Raw genomic sequence first — 20422 nt, 5'->3', positions numbered from 1 at the left:
GCCTCAGAACGCCGTGCGGAAGCCGACATAGAAGCGCCGTCCGAGCAGGTCGTACGTCATCGTGTCGGTGTTCCCGTCGGTGAAGCTGGCGATATAGGGCGCCTTGGTGTCGAACAGATTGTCGACGCCGATCTGAAAGCGGGTCTTCGCGGTCACTTCGAAGGCGAGCTGGGCATTGTGATAGAAAATGGCCGGCGCGCGGTAGCCGATCGCGGTCGGTGCTGCGTTGAAGTCCTGCGCCTTGCCGATCCACTGCGTCGACCAGGTAAAGGACACGCCGTCCTGGCTGGCGGTGGCGACGCCATAGCCGCGCCACTTCGGATACCCGCCATTGCCGCCGCCGATACGGCCGTCGAAGATGATCGGAGCGCCGCCCGGGAAAGGCTCGACGACATAGCGATCGAGATAGGTCGCATTGAGATCGACCTGCAGCCCGAGGCGGCCGAGCTTATGGGCATAGACCAGCCCGAGATCGAGGCCGCTCATCTGTTCGCGGCCGGTGTTGATCGGCTGGGCGGAGAGATAGGTGACTTCGCCGGTCAGCGCGCTGCGGGTGAAGTCCTTGCAGAAGGGGTGCGACAGGTTGGCGCTGGCATAACAGCCCGAGAGCTTGGTCGAGCCGGGAATGGCACGGATGGCGCCGGTGATGTCGATGTCGAACCAGTCGGCGGTGAGCGACAGGCCCGGGACGATGCCCTTGGGCTGGAGAACCGTTCCGAGCGTCCAGCTCTTCGAAGTCTCGGCCTTGAGGTTCTGGTTCCCGCCGACCGTCGTCAGGATGGTCGTGCCGAGCTGGACATAGCCCGCCGGCACGCCCGAGGCGCGGCAATTGGCCACCAGCGTCGCGTTCGTGCTGGCCGAATAGCGGCTGCACGGATCGGTGGTGGTGAGATTGCCCTCGGAGACGCCGCCGAACAATTCAGGGACATTGGGCACGCGGAAGCCGGTGCCATAGGTGCCGCGCAACCGGACGCCATCGACGATCATCCAGTCGGCGCTGAGCTTGTAGTTCCAGTCGTCGCCGAAAAGGTCGTAGCTCGAATAGCGGACTGCGCCATCCAGCGTCAGCGCGCGGAAGAAGGGCGTGTTGGCGAGCACCGGAACCGACAGCTCGAGATACGCTTCCTTGGCGCGGGTCCGGCCCGAGATAGGCGATTGCTGGTTGGTATTGGCGATACCGGCAACGGTGAGCGGATCGGGGTTTCGCCAGCCCTTCTCCTCGCGATAGGACACGCCGGTCGCAAAGGAGACCGCGCCTGCCGGCAGGCGGAACAGCGAGCCGTTCAGGTCGCCGGTCACCGACAGGAGCGAGTTGCCGCCCCTGTCGCGTGAGGTGAAGAGGATATAGTCGAGAACCTTGGGCGTCAGATCGCCAAAGCCGAGATAGTCCGCGCAGGGAATGGCGGCGCTTGCCGCGAAGCTGCACTTGGTGGTGTCGAGCGAGTTGGCGACCCGCTGCAGATTGGCGATGTTGGTAGAACCATCGACCGCGGTGTTGCGGCCATAGGCGCCTGCGACTTCCCAGGCCCAGTCGTTGGCGAGCTTGCCGCGCAGGCCGAGTGTGCCCTGCCAGGTATTGGTGCGCTGGAAGAACTCGCGCGGCCCGGGCTCGGCAAGCCGGCGCTGGATCAGGACGAGGTTCTGCCCGGTCGGATTGGTCGGGTTGCTGGCCGAGATGGCGAGGTTGCGCAGCGTGCCCGGCGTTGCGATCTGGTTGGAGTTGCGCCGCGTGTAGAGGAACTCGCCGAACAGCTCGACCCGATCGCTCAGATCATAGTCGCCGAACACTGCGGTCGTGATGCGCTCGATCGGGCTGACCGCATAGAGGAACGGATTCGAATTGAAGTTGTGCTTCGCTGCGCTGTAGGGCTCGTAGAAATTGCCGTTGCCACCAGGCACCTGGTTGAAGTTGATCTGCTGGCCGTTCGGCAGCGCGGCGCGGCCGCCGATGGTCGAGGCGCTGTTGACGCAGCTCAGCGAACCCGGCGTCGTCTCGGCAAGCGAGCATGGTGCGCGGCTCGCCATGTTGACCGGCTCAGTCTTCTGATAGGTCGCCGCGATCAGGATGCCGCCGCGGCTGCCGCGCTTACCAAGCAGCAGGTCGACCGTATAGTCGCCCCCATCCCCGCGCTCGGTGATGCCGCTGCGCGCGCTGATCCCGATGCCGTTAAAGTCGGTGCGCGTCACCAGGTTGACGACGCCGGCCATGGCATCGGCGCCGTAGATCGCCGAAGCGCCGTCCTTGAGCACGTCGGTGCGTGCCAGGGCGGCGACGGGGATCATGTTGAGATCAGGCGAGGAGTTGGCACCGGTACCACCTGCGACCAGGCGGCGATTGTTGAGCAGCACCAGGGTGCGCTTGATGCCGAGGCCGCGCAGATTGACCTGCGCGGTGCCATAACCGTTACCGGTCCAATAGGCCGAGCTCTGATTGCCCGCGAAGCCCGCATTGGCGGGAAGGCGCTGCAGCAGCGTCTCGACATTGACGATACCGGTGTTCTCGATCTGCTCGGCCGAGACGACCGTCGCCGGCCCGACGCCTGCAATGTCCTGCCGGCGGATGCGGCTGCCGGTTACGAGGATCTCGTTTCCATTCTCGTCCTGCGCACCGGCCTGATCGGCGGGTGGCACGTCGGCGGTCTGCCCAAAGGCCGGCGCGGCGGTGGAGAGGAAAGTGGCGGCGAGAAGTATGGTCGAGAGTTTCATCGCGTCCCCCGGCAATTTGTAGCCCTGGGGCGGGAAGAAGCATCAATTGTATATACAGGTCAACATATTTTATGAAATAATTTCAATAACTTAATATGATTCATAGGAGATGCATCCCCGTTCTAATACGCAGCCCAAGTCCTCACCCCTCATGAAAATTCGCCAGCCCGGAATTGCCGGGAAATGGCTTGCCCCCGATCCCGGGTGCACGCGCCGCGTGCAGTCCGCCAGTTCGGGATTGGAGCCGTCACGCGAGGGCCGGGGAAGGTGGCGCGCGGGCGCGGTCAGCGCATCGACGCGACGGGTTCGAGCGTGCCAAGCCACGCAACGAGCGCGAGGACGAGCAGCACGCAGCCTGCCTCCAGCGCGAGGCTGGTCCGAAGGCCGACGAGCGCGGCCAGGTGATCTCCCGTCTCGATCCGATCGGCGAGCGCGGGGGTGAGCCGATAGCGATTCGCGGCGGCAAAGCCGAGCATCGCTGCGAACAGTGCAAGCTTGGCGAGCAGCAGCTGGCCATAGAGCGTGGTGAAGAGCGCAGCGACATTGGCGGGGCCTACCAGCAACCAGCTGTTGATCAGTCCGGTGACCAGGATGACAGCCACGATGATGGTACCGATCACGCCGAAACCGTGCAGCGCTCGGTGCGTCGCGCGAAGCGCAGGTGCGTCGAAAGCGTCGGCAGGGCGAAGGACCAGCGCCAGCAGGCAGGCGATCGCACCGGTCCAGGCGCCCGCGGCGATGAGATGGGCGATGTCGGCACCGAGATGGACCCAGCCCGTCATCGCCTCATCCATCGCCCCATGGCCATTCCACGCGAGAGTCGAGAGAGCGACTGCGCCACCGGCGGAAGCGATCGCCAGGAACGCCGCCGGCTGCCTGCGGAGCGCAGTTGCGGCGAAGGCCACCGCCGCCAGGCCCACCATCCGGACGATCCAGGCCATTCCGACCGGCATCGCCAGGATCATCGCAAGCGTCTCGTAGTCGATCTCTGATATCGGCTCGCCCGTCATTGAGGCGGCAAGAGCCATCAGTCCGCACATGGACAGGACAAGGCCGGTAATCGCGGTGGCCAGGGCTATGCGACCCAAGGGGAGCGCACCGCGAATGCCGGGGGCCAGCAAGGCAAGGAATGGCACGCCAAACGTCACCGCAAGGTCCAGGTAGAGGCCGAACCTGACGGCAACGTCGAGCGGCCCCATCTTACTTCACCTTGAAGCTGAGACTGCCCTCGACGCGGTGGGTATCACTCGCCACGGCGTGCCAGACGAGCTTGTAGGCACCGCGGGGCAGCGGCTTGGCGAGGGCGACGACCATCGTCTTGCCGTCGCCGGCGACCGAGACCGACACCTGCATCTTGTGCGGCGACGTCATCTTCATGCCGGGCATTTCGGTCATTTCGAGATCGACGCCCGAGAACTTGGCGACGACCGGCTCGGAGAAAACCAGTTGCAGCTTCGAAGGCGCGGCGACGACCGCGTTGGCCGCGGGAGTCGAGGACACGAGCTTCACGTGCGCCAGAGCGGGTGCCGCGATCATGAGCGCGGCGCCGGCAACGAGATAACCAAATCGCATTTTCGAAACTCCATGAGCCGGCAACGCGCCGACAGCCTGAATACGCAGCGGCCCGGATCACCCCTCACATGATCGGGCGGTGGCGGGCTAGGAGTACCCGCCAGGCGGATCTAAGATATTTTGAGGGCACGCGCGTTTCCGTGCGTATCCGATCAAGGGAAAGTGAAACAGGCCATGCACAGCGACATTGACGAAGCACTGCGCCGGCTGGGAACGGCCAGCCATCCCGGCCTGGAAGGCCTTGAGGATTCTGTCCTTGCCGGCGTGAAGTCGCGGCGCGAAGCCCGCGCCGGTATCCGCATGGCGGCGCTCGCCGGCGTCGGCGCGATCGCACTCGGCACCCTTGCTGCCGGTCCAACCGCACCGCCCGCCTCCGCGTCGCCTCTCGCACCCTTCGGCGCCGCCGCACCGCTTGCGCCGTCGACGCTGCTGGTGACCGAATGACGAGGTCCGCAAGGCTCGGTGCATTCATCGCCATCATTGCCTTCGTCGCCGCCATCGCGGGCGTATGGGTGGGCCGGACTTTCTTGCCCCAGCACACCCAGGGATCGGAGCTGCACGAAGTGCTGCATCACGACCTGCAACTCGACGCGCAGCAGAAGGCACAGCTGGACGCGCTCGAGGAGCGGTTCGCAGTGCGCAGGCGCGCGCTCGAGTTCGAGCTTCGGACGGACAATGCCCGGCTGGCCGAAGCGATCCAGGCCGAGCGTGCGATCGGCCCGCGCGTCACCGCTGCGGTCGACTCGTCGCACCAGGCGATGGGCGAGCTGCAGAAGGAAACGCTCGCACATATCTTCGCGATGCGCGCGATCCTGCGTCCGGACCAGCAGGCCAAGTTCGATAGAGCGGTGGTCCATTCTCTCACCGCCGATGGCCGGTGAGACCTGACTACAGCACTTTCCCGGACAGCGACCTCGCCACCATGTCGTTGGCGGGATCCGATGGTGCCTATGCGGAGATCGTCCGCCGGTACCGGACGCCACTTTTCCGGCTGATCAACGGCAGCGTCCCGGATCCCGACGAAGCGCTGGACCTGACCCAGGAGACACTCGTCTCCGCCCACCGTGCGCTGCGCCGCTACGATCCCGCGCGGCCGATGCGCAGTTGGCTTTCGGCGATTGCGCTCAACAAGTGCCGGGACTGGGCACGCCGTCGCAAGGTTCGGCAATTCTTCACCTTCGCCCGCGACATCGACGATGCAGCCGAACTGATCGCCGACGACCGGCCCGACCAGGCCGTCGCCGCCGAGGATCGGCAGGAGCTTGCACGCCTGCGCCGCGCGATCTCGACGCTGTCCGCCTCGCTGCGCGAACCGCTCCTGCTCCACACGGTCGAAGGGCTCAGCCAAAGCGAGGCAGCCGAGATCCTCGGCATCAGCGAGAAGGCAGTCGAGACACGACTGCGCCGCGCCCGGATCCAGCTGCATGAGCACCTCGGTCGCTGAACCTCGCAACCGGGCCTGCCAACCTATTCCCGCCGCCGCGCCTGGCTCTGGCATCCTGCCGCGAAGCACGGAGCCATTCGCGGAAATTCCTTGAGGGGTCGGCGCCTAGGCTGCGTAGCCATTGCAGAGAACATCCCATCACAGGGGCCAAGATGAGTATTTCGATGGATCGGCGGTCATTGTTGCGCGGAGCCGGGGTCGGCATGGGCGGGCTCGCGCTCGCCAACTGGATGCCCGCATGGGCACAAAGTACCTCCGCGGGCCTGACCCCGGACATGCCGACGCTTGCCGGCGAGCACATCAACCTGCGGATCGCGCGACAGGTCATCACGATCGATGGCAGGCGCTCGCGGGCGGTCGGGGTCAACGGTACGATCCCGGCGCCGCTGCTCCGGTTGCGCGAAGGCCAGAAGGTCGTGCTGCATGTCGAGAACGCGCTCGACGAGGACAGCTCGATCCATTGGCACGGCCTGCTCGTGCCGATGCAGTTCGACGGCGTGCCCGGTGTTTCCTTCCCCGGAATCAAGCCGCGCTCGACCTTTGTCTATGAGTTCCCGATCATCCAGAACGGCACCTACTGGTACCACAGCCATTCGGGCGGGCAGGAGCAGCTCGGCCTCTATGGCCCGATCATCATCGATCCCGCGGCACCGGACGCGGTTACGCATGACCGCGAGCACGTGATCATGTTCGGCGACCACAGCCGGACCAGCCCCGAGGCGATCCTGCGCAACCTCAAGACGGTGCCGGGCTATTACAATTACCAGCGCCAGACCCTGGCCGGTCTGCTCGCCGGGCGCGACCAGTCGCTCAGGGACCGGATGGACTGGGGCAAGATGCGGATGGACCCGGCGGACATCTCGGACGTGACCGGCGCGGCCTATACCTATCTCGTCAACGGACATGGTCCGTTCGACAACTGGACCGCGCTGTTCAAACCGGGCGAGCGCGTCCGGCTGCGCTTCGTCAATGCCGCGGCAATGACGACGTTCAACGTGCGCATCCCGGGCCTCAAGCTAACCATCGTCCAGGCCGACGGCCAGAATGTGAAGCCAGTCGAGGTCGACGAGTTCCAGATCGGCGTCGCCGAGACCTATGACGTGATCGTCGAGCCGACCGAGGATAAGGCGTTCACGCTGGTCGGCGAAGCGGTCGATCGCTCGGGCATGGCCCGCGCCACGCTGGCGCCGCGCCCGGGCATGAAGGCAGAGGTCCCGCCGCTGCGCAAGCGCCCGCTGGCGACGATGAAGGACATGGGCATGGACATGTCCTCGATGGACATGGGCGGAGGCGGCGATCAAACCGGCCATGCCGGGATGAGTGGTATGAGCGGCATGGCCGACAGCGCCAAGCCTGGCATGGCGATGCCCATGTCGCGCGGCGTCGACCCCACCATCGAGAAGAACGCCTCGGCTCTCCTCGGTGCCGCCACCGCAGCGATGCCGGGGATCGGCCATGGCAAGATGGACCATTCGGCGATGTCGACCTCGCCCGGACATGGCAGCATGGACATGGGCGGGATGAAGATGCGCGACCTCTCCTACGCCCCCGAGGTCAGGAAGGGCCCGGGCGTGCAGACGATCTCGGCGATGCCGATGGATCGCACCGGCGAGCCGGGCCAGGGCCTGGAGGATGTCGGCCACCGGGTGCTGGTCTACAAGGACCTGATGGCACGGGAGCGCAATCCCGATGTCCGTGCGCCTTCGCGCAGCCTCGACATCCATCTCACCGGCAACATGGACCGCTTCATGTGGGCGTTCGACGGCGTGAAGATGTCGGACACGATGGACCCATATCCGTTCATCGAAGGCGAGCGTGTCCGGATCAACCTGATCAACGATACGATGATGGCCCATCCGATCCATATCCACGGCCATTTCTTCGAGCTGGTGACGGGGCATGGCGACCATGCGCCGCGCAAGCACACCGTGATCGTGCAGCCGGGCGGCAAGGTGACCTGGGACTTCACCGCCGATGCCGTCGGCGACTGGGCGTTCCACTGCCACCTGCTCTACCACATGATGTCGGGGATGATGCGAACCATCAGCGTCCGTCCGAAGGGAGCGGCGGCATGACCCGGGTCGCCGCGCTTCTCGCCGCCGGCACCGCGCTGGCGCTCAGCCTGCCCGCCTCCGCGCAGGACCACTCGATGCACGACATGCCCGGCATGGCGAAGCCGAAGCAGCCCAAGCGCAAGCCCCAGGCTGCCAAGCCGGCGCCCGCGAAGCCGAAGCCCGTACCGCCCAAGCCGGCGGCCGAGGACCATAGCGGCCATATGATGCCCGGCACGGACATGGGCGCACCGACGACGGCCGAGGACAAGCCCGCCCCGACGGAAAGCGGCGCCGCCGCGGATCCGCACGCGATGCATAGCGGGATGGAAATGGGCCAGGATGCGGGCGCGATGCCCGAGACCGGTACCGCCCTGCCCGCCGGGGACGCCCCCGCGCCGCCGGTGCCGACAGACTATTATGGGGACCGATTCTTCCCCGCGGACGAGATGGCGCGGACACGCCATGCCGGCATGAAGGAGATGGGCGGCCAGTCCTTCGGCACGGCCATGTTCAACCTTGCCGAAGTCCAGGTGCGAGACGGGCGCGAGGGCTTTCGCTGGGATGGCGAAGGCTGGTTCGGCGGCGACATCAACCGCCTGACGGTGAAGAGCGAAGGTGAAGGCCGGTTCGGCGAAGGCGTCGAAGGTGCAGAGGTCCAGGCGCTCTACAGCCGGGCGATCGATCCCTATTGGAACCTTCAGGTGGGTGTACGCCACGACTTCAAGCCGACGCCGAACCGAACCTATGCGACCTTAGGGTTCGAAGGGCTCGCGCCCTATCAGTTCGAGATCGAAGGCGCGGTATTCCTCTCGCCCCAGGGTGACGTGCTCGGCCGTCTCGAAGGCTATTATGACCAGCGCATCACCCAGCGGCTGATCCTTCAGCCGCGGCTTGAAGTGAACCTGTCCGCACAGGATATGCCGTCGCAACGGATCGGCTCGGGCCTCACCGACGTCGAGTTGGGACTTCGCGCGCGATACGAGATCACCAGGCGCCTGGCCCCCTATGTCGGGCTGAACTGGGAGGCGAAGTCCGGCCGCACCGCGGACTATGCCCGCGCCGACGGCGAGAAGCCCGCATCGCTCGGCTTCGTTGCCGGCATTCGCTTCGGTTTCTGACGACGGGAGTTGGTCCGGAGTCTCGGCGACCGCGCATAGCTGCGCCATCAGAGAAGCAAGGAATCCGGCGTAGCGCCGGTGACGAGCGGCGCGGAGAATATTTTCGGGCGAGGCCCCCGGGGGCCGTCTGCGCGCTGCGTCAACCCGCCCAACGCCGATCAAGCGGCGACGGGAGGACAGAACGATGGCGATTTCGAACAAGACATTCTGCGCCCCACTGCTCGCGTCCACGGCATGCCAGGCAGGCATGCGGGCCCTGCAAGCCAACGCCCAGGCGGCGGCAGTTGGTGAAGACCGGCCAGATCGATGCCGACAGTATGCGCGGATCGATGATCGCTCATGCGGTTGGCGGGCTGATAGTACTGCTCTGGGAGACCGTGTTCGGCACCTACAAGCCCGCTAGCCTCTGTCGCCGGGCGCGCCGCCCGGCCGCAGAGCGCGAGCGCCCGCGGGGCCGCGATCAGGCGCCGCACCCTGTCCGGCCAGCGCAGCGGCCTGGCAGTGTGCGTCATCGCCCCGCTTCTCCGGGGCAGCTGTCCTGCGCCATCAACCGTCACCCATGCCGAGTCGTTCGGCGTAGATCTCACCCAGCTGTTTACGGTCGAACCTTTCAAATCCCGGACTCCCGATAGAGCAGAACGAAGATAGAACATTGAATCGGCCGGGACTAGGATCGACATCGCTATCCGGATCGAGCTTTGACAGTTTCTCGAGCGCGTAGCTGTCATCGCTGAAGTGTCTGGCCGCTTTGCCGAGCGGCATTATGATTCTGGGCTGCTAAGTAGCGTGCTCGATATCGTGAATTTCCGATACCTCCGGGGCAGCCCGCACGCCGGCGCTGGTGCGGGTCGGAGCGGCCGCAACGGAACTTGCATGGGATACAGGGCCAGGCGAGATCGGCGACGCAGCGCGAATTGGAGGGAGCGTCATGAGCTCGATCATCAACATCAACTTCAACGATGCCACCGTCACCGAGACGCAATTGTCGATCGAAGTCGAGGCAGCGAATTTCGTGATGTCGCAGGACGCGAACTTCACCTTCAGCGGTGCGGGCTTCGCTCCGCTCCCGAACGGCATTCTGGGGATCAATGTGTATCCGGGAGAGATAGCGATCACGGCGCCGATGCAGTCAGGCTTCAGCGCGGCGATCAGCGTTGGAGTCGCTCCGGTCACGATTCCGACGATCACCGCCTCGGGTTTCGAGGGCTCGGTCGAGGTCACCTGGTGGGACAATTCGAGTCAGCAAACGCAGCCGCTGACGGCGGGTGTACCCCTCGTGCTGGAAGGCTTCATCGGCTGAATTCCGCCGGCGCAGCTTGCGCAGTGTGCGCGGGCGAATCCGGCGTAGAGGTTGTGTGCGAGAGCGTCTACCCAGTCCCCAAGCAATGTGGGCGGAAGGCGAGGGTGAATCGGATCGAGCCGATCACATCAATGGGGTCCTGCCCCTGGGTCTGTTCGTCGCCTTCAACGAGCCCGATTGATCTTGCCGAGGCGGAGAGCAACATCCCGAATTCACGCCGAGCGAAGCACCGCCTGCTTCCTATGCGCATTCCTCCCTGCCCCCACTTCAATCACGCAAAGGCTTGCTTGCCCCGGCGCAACCGGTTCATGTCCGTGGCCATGCCGAAGCGCCCCTGATCGCCGACTCGCGGCGCTGATTGGCCCGAGATCGATGTGCCCGAAGCCGATCGCTTCGCGCCCAAGCGCCGGCCAGAGGAAGCGGGCGTTGCCGATTTGGGGGATCATCAGCGTATTGTAGGGCCGATCATATCTATCGAGATAGGACGCCGCCACCGGCATACGCCCACGGGACACCTCAGGCGCCTCAAACGAAAGAGAAGCTCGACCCGTCGTCGTTTGATTGCCTCCTGAATGGATCAAATTTCAATATACTTTCGATCTATTTTTGATCGATAATAACGGCGACAGCCTGATCTAAATCTCCAACGTTCCAGGCACAGATCACTTGGTCGCAACATCAATAGCACCGGCCTGCCGGAAATGATGCCGCATGCCGATGCCATTCGAGATCATTCTACCGGAAGGAGAAGTGCGATGACCAAGAAGGATCTTGTCGCTGCTGCGACGAAGAAGGGCCTCGACCATACCCATGCCGAGCGTGCCGTCGATGCGGTGTTGGGCGCGCTGCGGGACGCGCCTACCGGCGTGCTCGTGTTTCGTGAGACCGAGGGGCGCTCCGTCCCGGCTGACAAGCGGCGCACCATCTTCATGTGCGGTTGAGACCTTCGTGGGCGACTGAAGGGCGAGCCAGCGCCATCGCGGCGTGCTCGCTCCGCTGATCGAAGCTGGAGGCACCATGGCCTACACGGATCCCATGCCGACGCCGGACTATCCGCTACTGCGCGAGAATATCTGGCAGATCACACCGGAAGAACCCCTTGCCTATGTCGAGACACCCGACGGGTGCTTCGAGGTCGAAACCGGTCAGGCGCTCGCCTTTCTCCGCGTTCGTCCACATTGCACCCCGCACAACAACGTAGCCCGGATCGCCGAACGCAGTGGCACGCATCCCGAACAAGTCAGCGCGATGCTGGCGGCCCTCGACAGCATAGGCGCAATCGGCCCGCGTCGCGGCGATGTGATCGAGCGGCTGACCCGTGCTGTAGAACTGTGGGGCGCTGAACTGGCCCGCGACTTTATTGCAAATGCTCTGCTCGACGAGGCGATGCCGCGCACGGTCCTCCTCGGCTGGTTGCTCGAAACCTATCACTATGTCCGAGACTTTCCGGAAGCGATCGCCGAGGCTGCGGCACGGGCGCCCGAAGGGCCGTTACGCCAGTTGCTTCTGCGATACGTCGCCGAGGAACGGGGGCACGAGCGCTTCGTGCTCGAGACGCTGGAAAACCTGGGGCTGTCCCGGGCCGAGGTGGAAGCCAGTCACCCGCTGATTTCCACCCGGATGATCGGTTTCCTGATGCGCGACCTGTTCGCGGCCGCCCCTGTCGCAGTGTTACTGATGGCAGCGATGGTCGAGGCCCAAGCCATCCCCGACGAAAGGACGCTTGAGTTCCAGCATGAGATCGAACGTCACTTCGATCTCGCCCCAGGCGCGCTCGGGCCCTATTTCAAGCATCAGGAGATCGACGCGCGGCTCGGCCACCACCGGCTGTTCGCGGATAATCTCGCCTGCTTCGACATCGAGGACGAGGCCGTACTCGACCTGGTGGTCGATCGACTCCACGACCTCAAGCACGGCTTCGACCTCCAGGGGCTGGAGATCCGTCATTATTATGGCGGACAGGACGGCGCTTATCTGCCGCGCCAACCGATGCCGATGCGAGCGATCTGATGGCACAGGGCGAAGCGCATGGCGCAGTGTGCGGCGACAATATCGCGATGGAGCCGGCGCGGTGGAATTTCGGCGGGGACGTGCCCGGCAAATTCGTGGCCCACGCCCAGCGCTCGATTCCCTATTACGACGATTGCCATGAGCTGATCGCGAGGATCAGCGACTATTTCGTATCCTCGCAATCGACCTGCTATGATCTGGGCACATCGACCGGCAGGCTCCTGACCCGGCTCGCCGCGCGCCACCCGCCTGGCGTGCGGTGGATCGGGATCGACTGTGAGGCCGAGATGGTGCGCGAGGCCCAGACCGCCTTCAAGTCGGCCACCGCCAACGGTCCCGACACAGGGCGCAGAACGGTAGAATTCGTCGAAGCCGACATCTGCGACTATCCGTTCGAACGCGCCGACCTGATCATCGCCTATTACACGGTTCAGTTCATCTCCCCGCGGCGACGGCAGGAACTGATCAATCGGCTCTACGAGACGCTAAACTGGGGAGGTGCGCTGCTGCTGTTCGAGAAGGTACGCGGCCCCGATGCGCGCTTTCAGGACATCGCGGCGGGGCTCTACACTGAGATGAAGCTCGAGCACGGCTACACGGCGGAGGAGATCCTCGCCAAGAGCCGCAGCCTCAAGGGTGTGCTCGAACCCTTCTCGACCGAAGGCAATCGCAGCCTGCTCGAACGCGCCGGGTTCGTCGACATCATGACGGTTTTCAAATACGTGTGTTTCGAGGGCTTCCTTGCAATCCGCTGACCCCGTGCTGGTGCTGGAACTCCGCGGGTATCTTGAGTTGCTTGGGTTGGAGGGATTTGAAGTTCCGACCCACTTGCCGTCGTGCGAGCTTTGCGGAGGCGATGACGCGCCAATTCTGCGCCGACGGACGCGGGTCACCGCGACGATCGACGCGGCTTTCGAGATCCGCTGCTGCGCGCATTGCGGCCTGCTGTTCCAATCGCCACGCTTCGCGCCCCAATTCTATCGCGCCTATTACGGCCAGGTCTATCGGCACCTCCTGGCCCAGGAGCAGCAGCCATTCGACAGCCATGTCGAGGACCAGATCGCGCGGGGCGAGGCATTGCTGGAGAGCCTCGCCCAGATACTGCCGCGCCCCGGCCGGATGCTCGACCTGGGCTGCGGCGCCGGCGGGATGATGCATGCATTTCGCCGGCGCGGCTGGAATGTCGTGGGGGTCGATCCCGACAGCCTCGCCGCGGCACATGCCCGCGACGCGCTCGGCCTGACGGTCCAGACCATGGACGCGGAGGAAATGAGGCTCGCCCCGGGCGCGTTCGACCTGATCCTGATCGCCGGCTCGCTCGAACATGTCCACGACATCGCCCGGGTGCTCGCCCAATGCCACAAGGCCGGGGCGGAAGACTCCCTCCTGCTCCTCGAGGCGCATGGGCTCGGCCAGGCCGAATATCTCGGCGCGATCGGGCATAATCATCGCCGCTTGCTGACCGCGAATTCGCTGGCGCTGGCGATGCTGCGCCATGGCTGGACGCCGCAATTCATCACCGACGCGCCCCTGTCCGGTCCCACCCGACCAGGCAGCACCTTCGCGCTCGGGCGGCGGACGGAGCGCCTCGGGCCAGGGCCGATGGAAGCGGCGATCGGCCTGGGCATACGCGACACGCCGGAAGCCATGGCCGCCTGGCTCGACCGGCACGGCATCGGCTGATCGGCGCACCTCGTTCGGCGCACAAGGGACGCGGATATCAATCGACGATGAACAACCGGGCGCCCGCATGCGAGGACGAACGATGCGCGGCGTCGCCGAAGTCGGACACCTGATAGCTCATGCCCGCACGCATCGAGACCCGGCGACCATCAGCGAGTTCGGTCTCCATTTCGCCCGACAGGACGAGCAGGATGTGCCCGCGATCGCACCAGTGATCGGCTAGATAGCCCGGACTATAATCGACCATCCGGACCCGGACCCCACCGAACATGCGCACGCGCCAGTCGGCATGGCCGGTTTCGCCTGGATGCCGCTCGACCGGAATCTCGGCCCAATTGACCAAAGTGAAGGGCACGACACCTATTTCAAGCCCCATGATCGCGCTCGCCTTTCCGCTTAACCTTCACCAATGACGCACATGTAAACATGCTCCAAAATGGAGATTAAATACAGTCTGTCCTGGCGTTGACTCCAGAGGACTTAAGTATCAATCTCGAATAATAAGGTCGCCACCGAATCACGACTTGTTTCGTCCGGTAGATCGCGCCGCACTCAACAGTTTCGTTTTTGGCATGGAATGTCGAGCAAGGTCTCGCAGGCATTCGGCACGGGTTCGCCGAGCGCCCATTCACGAATGTCGATCTGCCCATTCTTCCATTGTGTCGATGCCGTTCAAGGCTTTGAGGAGCGAAAACGATGACCAACGATGTGAAGCACCTGGCCGTTCACCAGGCCGCTGCAGACACCGCAGCCAAATGTGCCGCCAACGCGGCGAAATGCGCCGCCAATGCCGCGAAGTGCGCGGCCGCAGCGGCCAAATGCGCCGCGCGCGCCGCCGAGGCCAAATGCGCCGCCGCCGCGGCCCGCTGCGCGGCCACCGCGGCCCGCTGCGCGGTCACCGCCGCGGCAGCCAAATGCGCCGCCGCGCCGCGCTGCGCCGTCAATCCCAAATGCGCGCAATAGCCTGACCCGGCGCCCGGCCTTGGAACGGGCTCGTTCGAACCTCGGGGGATAGCGATGACCGTTCCACGGCTGGGCGTTGGCCTGCAATATAATCCCGAACTGATCGGGTGGTTTCCATTCGTCGAACAGGAACTCGACGTGATCGAGATACTGTTCGATTCGGTCATGACGCCGCTCGATGGCCCCGGACTGATATCCGCTTCGGGAACCCGCCTGCTCGATATGGTGGCGCCACATGTGCCGCTATCGGGACACTCCAACTATGGTGGCGATTTCGGGTTCGACGATCTCGAAAGCACCGCCGCGGTCCGGCGCCACGTCCCGCTGGCGCGCCGCTTCGGCGTGCCCTGGGTCACCAATCACTGCTTCTACAGCGATGCGTCCTGGTCCGATGTCTGGAGCAGCCCGCTCCAATTCTCCACGGCCGAAGCCGAACGCGTCGCGGAGCGCGCCAAGGCCCTGCAGGAACGCTACGGCGTTCCCCTGGGCCATGAGAACGCCGCCTATTACCGCGTCTGTCCGGGCAGCGACCTGCGGGAGGAAGAGTTCCTCGCCTATCTGGTCGAGCTGTCGGGCACCTATCTCCATCTCGACCTCCACAATCTCTACGCCAACGCGCTCAATCACGAGGCCTCCGGCTATTCGATCGAGCGGTTCCTCGACACGATCCCGCTCGATCGCGTGATCACGATCCACATGGCAGGCGGGCGCTGGATCGATGGGCAGTATCACGACCTTCACGACACCCAGGTGCCCGATCCGGTCTGGGACCTGCTCGATGTCGTGCTGGCACGTTCGACCCCTGGCGCGGTGATCCTCGAATATGAAGCCCAGGCGCTGGTGTGCGGTGCCGAGACGCTCGACACGCAGCGGACGACCGAGGTGATCCTGGCGGATCTGCATCGCGCGCGCGCCGCATGGGATTGCGCTTATGGCGCACATAGCCGCCGGACGACCTGGAGCGAGGCGGCGTGACCGATGCGCGGCACGTGTGGGACACCTGGCGCCGCATCCTGCGCGACGACCAGCTCGTCGCGCACGTCCTCGACCCCGCCCATCCCCGCCCGGACGGGCAGGATCGCGAAACTCTGGCGATCATCGCCGACTATGCGCGGACGCCTGACCAGAGCGCGACCAATATCGGCATGTATCGACGTGGGCTGGCGCGCAACGCACTGGGCGCGCTCGCCCTGGTTCCGCTGTCGCGCCACCTGCTGTTCATGACCGATCTCGACCTCGACAGGGTCGCGGACGAATTTGCGCAGTCGGTCGGCTATGTCGATTACGGCCCCAATTTCTGGAAGGCGGCGGGCGCATTCATCGCCCATCTCGCGACCCGGCCGGATTTCGCGGCCGCGCCCTGGCAGGACGTCTTCGCGATCGATCTAGCGACGGTGGCGCTCGCCAGACGGCTGGGCGAAGCCCCTCCCCCTATCTGGCCGGCGGCGGCACCAGGCTCCGCTGCCCTTGGCCGCCCGGCAACGCATTGGTCGCTGGCGGGCGCCGCGACCCTGGTGGAGACCGCGCACGACCTTGCGGCGTGGATCGAAAACCCGGAGAGTTTCGACCCGGACGAGCCTGTCGCGGCGACCTCCAGTCACTGGCTCGTCTATTTCCCGGCGGCCGAGCTGCCACGACACTATGTCCAGCTCTCCGAATGCGCAGCGGCGGTGGTCGCAGGCTGTGCCCGGCCCGCGACGATCGAGCAGCTTGCCCGATCGCTTTCGCTCGACACCGAGCGCGTCGCGGCGATCCTGGAGTCGTTCGCCGGCTCGGGTCTGATGCTGCCCATCGCGACGGAGCAAGTGGTGCAGTCGCTTGCTCCCGGCCTGGCGGATGCGCAGGCATGACCCAGCTCGAAACCACCGTCGATCCCGTCAGCCTAGTTGCCGACTCCCCCGGCGAAGGCGAGGTCGCGTCAGATCCGGGCGCACTCCATGTCATCGTCGATCCCGCAGTCGAACGCCTGCCGGGCGAGGTCGGCGGCTATCATCTGCTCGCCCATGGCCATTTCGAAACCGGCCTGGCCATCCCGCCGGGCGAAGGCCTGGTCGAGTTGTTCGACGAGTTGATCGCCGAACCCGTTGCAATCGAGACGTTGTACCGCAGCTACGCCGAACGACATCTGGTCGACGCGATCATCGGCGCGCTGGTCGAGACGGGATTCGCCTATCTGGTGAGCGCGCCACCCGGAGCCGCCGAGATAAGGACGTTGCGGCATGACGTCGAAACACGCCTGGCCGTGCAGCAACGTGCGCCGATCACGATCGATCTCGACGCACCGGACACCGCCGAGGCACTCGCGTCGCTGGTTTACAACCCCACCGGGCTCGATCTGCGCCTGCGCTGCGCACGCCTCCAGGACCATGGATCGACGCTGATCGCGCTCGCTGCCCGCCGCCAGGCCGGCGAAATCCGCCTCTACGACCTCAGCCTCCGCACCCCGGATCCGCACACCAGCGGCGAGACCCGCGCGGCGCTGGGCGTCCTGGGCGCCTCGGTCATTGTCGAGGACGTCGCCTGGCCACACCCCCCCGTGCCGATCCCGGGTATCGAGGAGCTCATCCGCGCTGGCGTTGCGGTCCATGCCGTGGTGGCGCCGGGCCGCGCGATCCTGGACGAAGGCGCACGCGCGGCGGCGCTGCGATGGGCAACGCAAACATCCCTGACCGGGCTGCGACTGCGGATCGAGCCGGAAGCAGGCAGCGGCGAGACCATGTTCACCGAAATTCTGGATGCCGTCGATGCACTTGAGGAACGCTTCGGCGACGTCCTTGTCGAGACGTTGCCCGGCGACGACGCGATCCTGGGCGTAGAACGCCCCGACCCGACACGCTTCGCGTTGCCAGGCCCGATGCTCGCCTTTCGCCGCCACTATCTTCGGCGCAGACTCCCCATGCTCAAGGCGCTCGAAGGCGACAATCTGTGGAGCCAGATCCCCGAAGCCGAGGACAAGCTCGTCCGCCTCGAAGACGATCTGCTGCCTGCCAACCCGGCCCTGCTCGGTCTCGAGCCGGGGAGCCGGCTGGTCGATGTCTGCGGGGGGCTCGGCCGAGTCGCGCGGCGGCTCGCACCGCGTGTCGGCACCGATGGCCAGATCGTCTCGATCGAGATGGTCCGCCTACTGAGCGCGCGAGCACGCGACTTTGCGACGCAGCGCGGCTTCGCCAATCTAAACTTCAGGGTCGGGCTCGCCCAACGGCTGCCGCTCGCCGACAATTCGATGGATGCCGCGGTAAACGAATGGACCGGCGGCATCTGGGAGCTTGGCCTCGGCCCGCCGATGCTCGCCGAGATGGCGCGAGTGGTGCGGCCGGGCGGTCGGGTCGCGGTGACGCACCGCCTGATCCGGCTTCCGCTGCAGCGGCTGGGCGGCCCCTGGGTGCAATATGAGCAGATCTACGACTGGATCCGCGATGCCTTCGCGCGATCCGGACTCGAAATCCTGAACGAGCGGATCTGGGGCCAGATGACACCCACCCTGGTCGGCGAGCGGGCCACCCAGTGGCGCAAGCAATATGTGAGAAGTGTCATAGATCCATTTGATTTTGAATATGAAAGTGAAGTTCACTCGGGTCCCAACGCCGACATCTTCATGACTGTCATCGCGCGCAAGCCCGGCTAGCGCGCCGTTCCCCAGCCGCTCCTGTCTTCGAGGTGGACCGATGAACGACCAGCAAATGGCTTTCGATCAGGCGCTGGCGGCGCTCCAGGGGCTCGGCCTGCCCGACCTTCTGCCAAAGCTGCACGAGGGCGGCATCGCAATCAGCCGGACGGTGCTCGGAGGATCGCACTCGGTGGCGATCTATCCGCCGATCGATTCCTATCAGCCGGTGACCGCAGCGCGCGTGCTCGATGCAGTCGAGCTCGGCGGCGATACGAGCCTGTACATCCACATTCCCTTTTGCGAGACCCGGTGCACCTTCTGCCATTATTCGGTCGAGCAATTCAGCGGCCGCCACAAGGCGGACGATTCCCGGACGGCATTGGTGACGCGATATCTCGGCGCGCTCGGGCGTGAACTGGCGTGGTGGGCCGCGCAGGCTCCAGGCAGCAGGATCTCGTCGATCTATATCGGCGGCGGCACGCCGCTCGTGCTCGAGGCCGGCGAGTTGCTCGGCCTGCTCGAAACGGTTCGCGGCCTCTTCGCCGTGCGCGAGGATGTGGAGATCTGCGTCGAGGCCAGCCCCCTCACGCTCACCGCCGCCGACGGTCGCGACAAGCTGCGGGCCCTTCGGGAAGGCGGCGTCACGCGGCTCAGCTTCGGCGTGCAGTCCTTCGACGACGAAGTGCTGCGGTACGGCGCGCGCGGCTACAGGCGCGACACCGCGATCCACGCCGCGACGATCGCAGCGGACATCTTCGACAACTGGAATCTCGACCTCATCCAGGGCCTGTATCATGGCTCGCCGCAGGAAAGCTGGGCGAACCTGCAGGTGCTGGCCGAGCTCGAGCCCGCGCACATCACCTGGTATCATGGCCGCTTCGCCGACCGACCGCAGGGGGAATGGTATCACTCCAAGACCCGGCACACCCAATTCGAAGGCGAATTCGAGACCCTGCTCGGCCGGATGCTGATCTGGCAGGGAGTCGAGCGCCTGGGCTATATGCGCAATGACGGAAATCGGTTCGCGCACCGCAGCATGCACGTCGATCGGTTCAAGGGAATCCGGACCTCGCTCTCGGTCAACATGCTCGGGGTCGGCGCATCATCCTATTCCCACGTCGCCGCCCGCCCGGGTGCCGCCAATATGTTCGGCTACGCATTTCGAAACGATCCGGACGTGCGCGGCTATGTGGAGCGAGTCGAGGCAGGCGAACTGCCGATCGCCTCGGGGCGGCGCATCGACGGTGAGGAGTTGCTGGCCATGTCCTATGCGACCGGCCTGCGCCAGGGAAGGATCGAGGACGAGGCGCTCGTCGGCGCCCGGCTGCGGCATCCGGAAATCGCAGCCCGCTACCAGGTCATGGCCGATGAGCTCGCCGATCTGGGATTGATCGAGCGGCGGGTGCAGGGCGACGGACGCGAGGGTCTCCGCCTGTCCGAACTCGGGCGGTTGTTCGAGGACGAGACGCTCGCCCACTTCTTCAGCCCTGCTGTGCGCTTTGCCTTGGCGGCGGGCAAACCCCGAATCGGGCGCGGCCCTCGCCCGGCCCGGCGCCCGATTGAACAACATGGAAGCGGCGCCGTGCCGTCGCCGTCGGGCGGGTTCGATCCCGCCAAGCGCAGCGACAAGCCCGCGCTCGAGGCCCTGTCACTCCCCTGACCGGCCACCCCGAACAGCATGTGCCTATGCCGCGTTGCCCAAACTCCACTAGGGTGCCCGAATCTGATGCGGCTAGTCGCCAGTCCGCTTCCCACCCAACCTGGGACATACGGGACTGAGGGGACCGATCTAAAAGCCGCCAGACTGCTTGCGCCCCAACTGCAGACAAAAAGGGCCGACGCACACGATGGGAGCGATCGAGACCTGACCATTTTTGCGCTCGCTCTCAGCAACCCTCGAAGTTTGGTCGGCACTTCTCGACAAAAGCCCGCACGCGCGATCGGCGAAAGAAGGCGGACCGGCAT

Annotated in this window: 19 protein-coding genes; 15 read left to right on the top strand and 4 right to left on the bottom strand. The window is 65.2% G+C overall.

Annotated features, from left to right (window positions below):
* Positions 1 to 3: 3 nt before the first annotated feature.
* The 3 genes from GGR46_RS19895 to copC all read right to left on the bottom strand — a co-directional run bounded on the left by GGR46_RS19895 (position 4) and on the right by copC (position 4278).
* Positions 4 to 2706, bottom strand: coding sequence for a TonB-dependent receptor domain-containing protein (locus GGR46_RS19895; protein WP_183999736.1), 2703 nt, complete (start codon positions 2704 to 2706; stop codon positions 4 to 6).
* 284 nt (positions 2707 to 2990) lie between these two features.
* Positions 2991 to 3905, bottom strand: coding sequence for a copper homeostasis membrane protein CopD (gene copD / locus GGR46_RS19890; RefSeq protein ID WP_183999735.1), 915 nt, complete (start codon positions 3903 to 3905; stop codon positions 2991 to 2993).
* A gap of 1 nt (position 3906) precedes the next feature.
* Positions 3907 to 4278 (bottom strand): copper homeostasis periplasmic binding protein CopC, encoded by a 372-nt coding sequence (gene copC, locus GGR46_RS19885; protein WP_183999734.1) that lies wholly within the window; start codon positions 4276 to 4278, stop codon positions 3907 to 3909.
* A 174-nt stretch (positions 4279 to 4452) separates the two neighbouring features.
* On the opposite strand from copC, the gene GGR46_RS19880 reads away from it, so the two are divergent.
* From GGR46_RS19880 to GGR46_RS19830, 10 genes are all read left to right on the top strand, one after another.
* Positions 4453 to 4722 (top strand): hypothetical protein, encoded by a 270-nt coding sequence (locus GGR46_RS19880; protein WP_183999733.1) that lies wholly within the window; start codon positions 4453 to 4455, stop codon positions 4720 to 4722.
* Positions 4719 to 5159 (top strand): periplasmic heavy metal sensor, encoded by a 441-nt coding sequence (locus GGR46_RS19875; RefSeq protein WP_183999732.1) that lies wholly within the window; start codon positions 4719 to 4721, stop codon positions 5157 to 5159. Before GGR46_RS19880 ends, GGR46_RS19875 begins: the two co-directional genes overlap by 4 nt.
* Positions 5156 to 5722 carry a sigma-70 family RNA polymerase sigma factor gene (locus GGR46_RS19870; protein ID WP_183999731.1) on the top strand — a complete coding sequence of 189 codons (567 nt, stop codon included), beginning with the start codon at positions 5156 to 5158 and terminating at the stop codon, positions 5720 to 5722. The genes GGR46_RS19875 and GGR46_RS19870 overlap by 4 nt, the downstream gene beginning before the upstream one ends.
* Before the next feature lie 152 nt (positions 5723 to 5874).
* Entirely contained in the window at positions 5875 to 7797 is a 1923-nt protein-coding gene (locus tag GGR46_RS19865; protein ID WP_183999730.1) for a copper resistance system multicopper oxidase, read from the top strand.
* Positions 7794 to 8894: a copper resistance protein B gene (locus GGR46_RS19860; protein ID WP_183999729.1), complete on the top strand. Its 1101-nt coding sequence runs from the start codon at positions 7794 to 7796 to the stop codon at positions 8892 to 8894. Before GGR46_RS19865 ends, GGR46_RS19860 begins: the two co-directional genes overlap by 4 nt.
* 928 nt (positions 8895 to 9822) lie before the next feature.
* Positions 9823 to 10194, top strand: coding sequence for a hypothetical protein (locus tag GGR46_RS19850; protein WP_183999727.1), 372 nt, complete (start codon positions 9823 to 9825; stop codon positions 10192 to 10194).
* A 755-nt stretch (positions 10195 to 10949) separates the two neighbouring features.
* Positions 10950 to 11135 (top strand): HU family DNA-binding protein, encoded by a 186-nt coding sequence (locus GGR46_RS19845; RefSeq protein WP_183999726.1) that lies wholly within the window; start codon positions 10950 to 10952, stop codon positions 11133 to 11135.
* Positions 11136 to 11211: 76 nt separating this feature from the next.
* A complete protein-coding gene (locus GGR46_RS19840; RefSeq protein ID WP_183999725.1) occupies positions 11212 to 12204 on the top strand; it encodes an iron-containing redox enzyme family protein in 993 nt (330 codons plus the stop codon).
* Positions 12204 to 12959, top strand: a complete 756-nt coding sequence (locus GGR46_RS19835; protein WP_183999724.1) for a methyltransferase domain-containing protein — start codon at positions 12204 to 12206, stop codon at positions 12957 to 12959. The genes GGR46_RS19840 and GGR46_RS19835 overlap by 1 nt, the downstream gene beginning before the upstream one ends.
* 73 nt (positions 12960 to 13032) lie before the next feature.
* Entirely contained in the window at positions 13033 to 13887 is an 855-nt protein-coding gene (locus tag GGR46_RS19830) for a class I SAM-dependent methyltransferase (protein ID WP_183999723.1), read from the top strand.
* A 37-nt stretch (positions 13888 to 13924) separates the two neighbouring features.
* Here the strand turns inward: GGR46_RS19830 and GGR46_RS19825 are convergent, their stop codons facing one another.
* A complete protein-coding gene (locus GGR46_RS19825; RefSeq protein ID WP_183999722.1) occupies positions 13925 to 14263 on the bottom strand; it encodes a DHCW motif cupin fold protein in 339 nt (112 codons plus the stop codon).
* Positions 14264 to 14583: 320 nt separating this feature from the next.
* Between GGR46_RS19825 and GGR46_RS19820 the strand changes: the two genes are divergently transcribed.
* The 5 genes from GGR46_RS19820 to GGR46_RS19800 are packed head-to-tail and all read left to right on the top strand — an operon-like array spanning position 14584 to position 20117.
* Complete coding sequence (locus GGR46_RS19820; RefSeq protein ID WP_183999721.1) at positions 14584 to 14850, top strand: hypothetical protein; 267 nt, start codon at positions 14584 to 14586, stop codon at positions 14848 to 14850.
* A gap of 54 nt (positions 14851 to 14904) precedes the next feature.
* Positions 14905 to 15825: an MbnB/TglH/ChrH family RiPP precursor modification enzyme gene (locus GGR46_RS19815; RefSeq protein ID WP_183999720.1), complete on the top strand. Its 921-nt coding sequence runs from the start codon at positions 14905 to 14907 to the stop codon at positions 15823 to 15825.
* Positions 15822 to 16700 carry a hypothetical protein gene (locus tag GGR46_RS19810; RefSeq protein WP_183999719.1) on the top strand — a complete coding sequence of 293 codons (879 nt, stop codon included), beginning with the start codon at positions 15822 to 15824 and terminating at the stop codon, positions 16698 to 16700. The genes GGR46_RS19815 and GGR46_RS19810 overlap by 4 nt, the downstream gene beginning before the upstream one ends.
* Complete coding sequence (locus GGR46_RS19805) at positions 16697 to 18475, top strand: class I SAM-dependent methyltransferase (protein WP_183999718.1); 1779 nt, start codon at positions 16697 to 16699, stop codon at positions 18473 to 18475. The genes GGR46_RS19810 and GGR46_RS19805 overlap by 4 nt, the downstream gene beginning before the upstream one ends.
* Before the next feature lie 40 nt (positions 18476 to 18515).
* Positions 18516 to 20117, top strand: a complete 1602-nt coding sequence (locus tag GGR46_RS19800) for a radical SAM protein (protein ID WP_183999717.1) — start codon at positions 18516 to 18518, stop codon at positions 20115 to 20117.
* The last annotated feature ends 305 nt before the right edge of the window (positions 20118 to 20422 follow it).

The sequence above is a fragment of the Sphingomonas kyeonggiensis genome, from assembly GCF_014196745.1.
In the GTDB taxonomy this organism is placed as follows: domain Bacteria; phylum Pseudomonadota; class Alphaproteobacteria; order Sphingomonadales; family Sphingomonadaceae; genus Sphingomonas; species Sphingomonas kyeonggiensis.
The sequence above is the reverse complement of the archived record's forward strand: the minus strand, read 5'-3'. Positions and strand labels throughout refer to the sequence as shown.